At 35.1% G+C, this 4163-nt stretch carries 4 protein-coding genes and 1 pseudogene; 1 reads left to right on the top strand and 4 read right to left on the bottom strand.

Annotated elements, in window-relative coordinates; all coding sequences use genetic code 11:
• Positions 1 to 87 precede the first annotated feature (87 nt).
• The 4 genes and pseudogenes from N784_RS15505 to N784_RS15490 form a co-directional block, all read right to left on the bottom strand.
• On the bottom strand, positions 88 to 867 hold the full coding sequence (locus tag N784_RS15505; RefSeq protein ID WP_036836446.1) for an ABC transporter permease: 780 nt from the start codon (positions 865 to 867) through the stop codon (positions 88 to 90).
• Entirely contained in the window at positions 864 to 1790 is a 927-nt protein-coding gene (locus N784_RS15500; protein ID WP_036836444.1) for an ABC transporter ATP-binding protein, read from the bottom strand. Before N784_RS15500 ends, N784_RS15505 begins: the two co-directional genes overlap by 4 nt.
• A 4-nt stretch (positions 1791 to 1794) precedes the next feature.
• Complete coding sequence (locus N784_RS15495; RefSeq protein ID WP_036836443.1) at positions 1795 to 2400, bottom strand: TetR/AcrR family transcriptional regulator; 606 nt, start codon at positions 2398 to 2400, stop codon at positions 1795 to 1797.
• A gap of 184 nt (positions 2401 to 2584) precedes the next feature.
• Positions 2585 to 2875: pseudogene (locus N784_RS15490) on the bottom strand (aminoglycoside 6-adenylyltransferase); the annotation flags it as partial.
• 336 nt (positions 2876 to 3211) lie between these two features.
• On the opposite strand from N784_RS15490, the gene N784_RS15485 reads away from it, so the two are divergent.
• Entirely contained in the window at positions 3212 to 4087 is an 876-nt protein-coding gene (locus tag N784_RS15485) for an AraC family transcriptional regulator (protein ID WP_198134450.1), read from the top strand.
• Positions 4088 to 4163: the final 76 nt, after the last annotated feature.

Here is a 4163-nt window from a genome sequence, read left to right as displayed (position 1 = left end):
TTATTTACACAAAATATTTTATACTCTCCAAATAACAAGAGTATGCCAATTCGGTATCAACAAATTGAAATGATATAATATTTCTTTTTAATGCTGGTCTGCAAATAGCCACCAATACAAGGTACTAAAGAATCCTAATAAACTGGTAATGGTAATGATTAATAAGTTATTCCAACCCAGAGGACTTCCACCATCTGTTATCCCACTATAGATTGCTGGTATAGCCCATGGAAAGTAGTCACCAAAGCCAGCAGCTGCAACTATTTGGGAGAGAACAAGGGTGAGAAATACAAAACCTAACGGAGCTAAATATCCTCCACCGTATCCGGCAAAGAAAGCGACTGGAGTACATAGGGCTATCGTTAAAATGGTTACTACTGCCAGTACATAAAGACCATGTGTCAATATCTCTGAAGACCATTGTGGCAGCCCGATTATCCAACCAATTAAGAAACCAAGGGTCACAATATAAGCACTTAATACGATATTTGTTATAAAAGATGCAATAAATTTAGCGATGACAATAACTGCTCTTGAATAAGGTAGTGCCAAGAGATCCTTTACCGTGCGGTCAGCATATTCTCTCCCAAATATCCAGCTTGTAACAAATCCAAAAACTAGAGTTCCACCTACTGCAATCATTTGGGCATGTAAACTTAAATAGGAGGGCCAATTTGCTTCCCCCGCAATTTGTGCTTTAGCCCCAAGCAATCCTGAACTTTTAGCAAACTCCGGGTTTTTCAATACAAACATAAAAAATCCAGCCATCAGAGGGGCAATTGAAAAAGCTATTACTGTAATCCAAATGACTTTGGATTTGCAAATTTTGAGCCCCTCAGCCTGAAGTGTAGCAAAAAAATAGCTCATTGCACTACCTCTCCCTTCCCTCTGATAATTCTTAAAAAATAGGATTCCAAGTCCTCTTCTTCCACTACTAGCTTAGTTGGGGGGAATCCTTTGTAAACAAGAAAACGGGATATTTCTTCGGGATGTTGGATGGCTTTCTTGTTATAGGTCTCGATAAGTCCATTCTTATTTAATAGTGAGGTATATCCAGCTATTGATAGTTTAGAAACAGCAGATTTGTTATCAACAGAATCAATGATTAGACGTTGGTTAAGAAGTTTATTTAATTCATTTGATTCAATTTCCTGTATCAACTGACCTTCATGAATGATGCCGATTTTTGTAGCAATTTTGGCAACTTCACTAAGGAGATGGCTTGAAATTAATATAGTTACCCCTTTATTAAAAGCCAGATCCCGAAGTAATTCTCTTATTTCTACAATTCCAGCAGGATCTAGTCCATTCACCGGCTCATCCAAAATTAATATTTCTGGCAAGTGTAGAATTGCTTTAGCAATACCCAGTCGTTGAGCATTTCCTAACGAAAGGTCTTTCACCTTTTTTTGAGAAAACTGTGCTATATTCAGTTGATTCATCACCTGTGATATCACTTGGGGATTTGAAATCAATCGAAGACGACGATAGATTTCAAGATTCTCCTCTACCGAAAGTTCGGGATAGGAATAGGGTGTTTCAACCATATACCCAACTTTTCCCCAAATACTGCGGTTTTTATGATTTACCTTCTCACCATTTATGTAGCAGGTACCATAAGTAGGTCGGATCATTCCAAGCAACATTCTAATGGTGGTCGTTTTTCCTGCTCCATTTAATCCAATAAAACCATAAATTTCACCCTTATTTATACTTAATGAAACATCTTTAACAGCTTGAAAGTCTTTATAACTTTTGGATAACCGGTTTGTTTGAATGGCTTGAAGCATTTTTTCACTCCTCCTTAATAAGACCATCAACAATAAGGTCAACAAACAAATTCATTGTTTCTTTATAGACGGGTGTACCAATTTCCTTTTCATGAAGTGTGAGGACAAACAACGAGCGAAGTAAACCAGCAATAACAGTTGGATCTTCCTTCACATGTATCCCTAAAAATCTCCATTTTTCAACCAGAGTCAAAAGGGCATTAGAATCTTTCATGAAGTGTTTCTCAAGTAATTCCGGAGACAGTCTCTTCAGAATTTTCTCCATATTGCTTCCAATATACAACTCACGAATAAGTGGATTTGTTTCGATTGTGTGAATCATCTCTTTAAGGATTGTTTTAATTGTTTTCTTAGGGTGGTCTTCCCTGCAAACTTCAATATTCAAAAATTGTTCCCTTATTTTTTGTTCCTCCATTTCAAGGATAACGAAATATAATTCTTCCTTTGAATGAAAGAATTTATAAAAGGTCCCTTGAGCAATTCCAACATTTTTGGTGATTTCAAGTATGCTTGTTTTTTGAAACCCTAATTTGCTAAAAAGGATCCTTCCTTGTTCTATAAGAGAATTCGTAATGACTTGTCTTTCTTGTTCACTAAATCCCCTTGACATCCATAATCCTCCTTGTATGAACTTATGAATAAAATTATTTTATATTCACAAGTATTATAAACCGATCTTATAAATTTTTCAATGATAAACTTACCTCTGAATGGGATTCCACACGATAATCCGATTTACGACTATGCGGCTTATAATAAGTAATATTATTTTTCTACACAATAATCCGAATATCCAATAACATTAAATATGCATATCTACGTTCGAAATTTATATCTAATCCAATACCTTGATCAAGCTTATCTGGTTCTTGAACTATCAGCAAATCTCCAAATATCTTTATCCAATTCTCATCTTCTATGAAGGTAGAAGTTTCTGTTACCACATAAACGATATCGTAATCCTGAAAAATATCTTTTGGAACATTCGGATTGGTTCTCGAACCGTTCATATATACTGCCCGAATACGTTCATCTTCCTTGGCAGTGTTTATTATTAAGTCCACCATTTCTTGTTCATTTCTCATTAAATATCCCTCCGCATGTCATAATAAATCTTGAATGGAAAGTCAATTCACAATGGAGGGGTTCGTGAATAATGTAAGCCTAATCTGTTATATGGGGGTTATAATTTATTGAATCTTCTTTTCATTCCAATCTTCCTCTCTTATTTAAAGATATCTTGTTCAAGTTATTTCAACATATGTACACCAATTCCCTCTTTATACATTATATATATCAACGTGTGATCTATTCACTCTGACTCTATAAAGGGATCTAATTCCGACAATAACCGTTTCTTTTTCATCGGGTATTGTTTTATGATTGTTACTATAATTAATACATGAAGGAGGGAGCAAGTGGTGCTAAAAAGTATGAATGAGGTGTTGGATTATATTGAATCACATATGAATGATGGGATTGATTATAACGAATTGGAGAGAATTACAGGAACTTCTGTTTATCATTTTCGAAGGATGTTTTCATTCCTTTCTGGTATGTCATTAGGTGAATATATACGTCATAGAAAATTATCTAACGCCACTTTTGACTTGCTACATGAAGGAATCAGTGTTACAGATACAGCATTCAAATATGGTTATGAATCTGTTGATGGATTTTCACGTGCCTTTCGGGAATGGTCGGGAATCAGTCCTTCAGAGGTCAAAAAGAAAAATATGCTTAAAGCATTTCCAAAGCTCTCCTTTCAATTAACGATTAAGGGAGGAATCAGTATGGATTATAGAATTGAAAAAAAAGACCCCTTTAAGATTGTCGGTGTTAAAAAGAGAGTTCCTATTCAATTTGAAGGAGAAAATCAAGAAATTATAAAGTTAGCTAAAATTATTACACCGGAACAAAGAAAAAAACTGCACAGCTATGCAAACATGGAACCAAATCAAGTAGTGAATGTATCCTATAATTTTGATGATGATAGAATGGAGGAAAAAGGTAGTCTTGAACATATGATTGGCTTTCTAACAACAAGAGAATCTGATTTTGCCGATTTTGATGTAGTAGAAGTTCCAACTCTAACTTGGGCTATATTTTCAGCTGAAGGTGCTTTTCCAAAAGTTATGCAAGAGACATGGGGGAAAATAGTATCAGAATGGCTTCCTTCTTCAGATTATGAATTGGTAGAAGCTCCGGAGATTTCATTTATGGAAGGTTTGTCTGATAGAAATAATGTCCATAGTGAAATTTGGATTGCTGTCAAGAAAAAAGGTAAAATTTTATAAGTAAATTATCGAAGAAAATGGCTTGAGTCATTTTCTTCTTTTGAGGTGCGCCCTGCATGGGCGGAAACTTGGTGGT

The organism is Pontibacillus litoralis JSM 072002, from assembly GCF_000775615.1.
Classification (GTDB): domain Bacteria; phylum Bacillota; class Bacilli; order Bacillales; family BH030062; genus Pontibacillus; species Pontibacillus litoralis.
Note: the sequence above shows the minus strand (reverse complement) of the source record. Positions and strands in the feature narration are given on the sequence as shown.

Bases quoted from the DNA above. Each gene is read 5' to 3' on its own strand.
- N784_RS15495 (WP_036836443.1), bottom strand. From the start codon at position 2,400: ATGTCAAGGGGATTTAGTGAACAAGAAAGACAAGTCATTACGAATTCT.
- N784_RS15505 (WP_036836446.1), bottom strand. From the start codon at position 867: ATGAGCTATTTTTTTGCTACACTTCAGGCTGAGGGGCTCAAAATTTGC.
- N784_RS15500 (WP_036836444.1), bottom strand. From the start codon at position 1,790: ATGCTTCAAGCCATTCAAACAAACCGGTTATCCAAAAGTTATAAAGAC.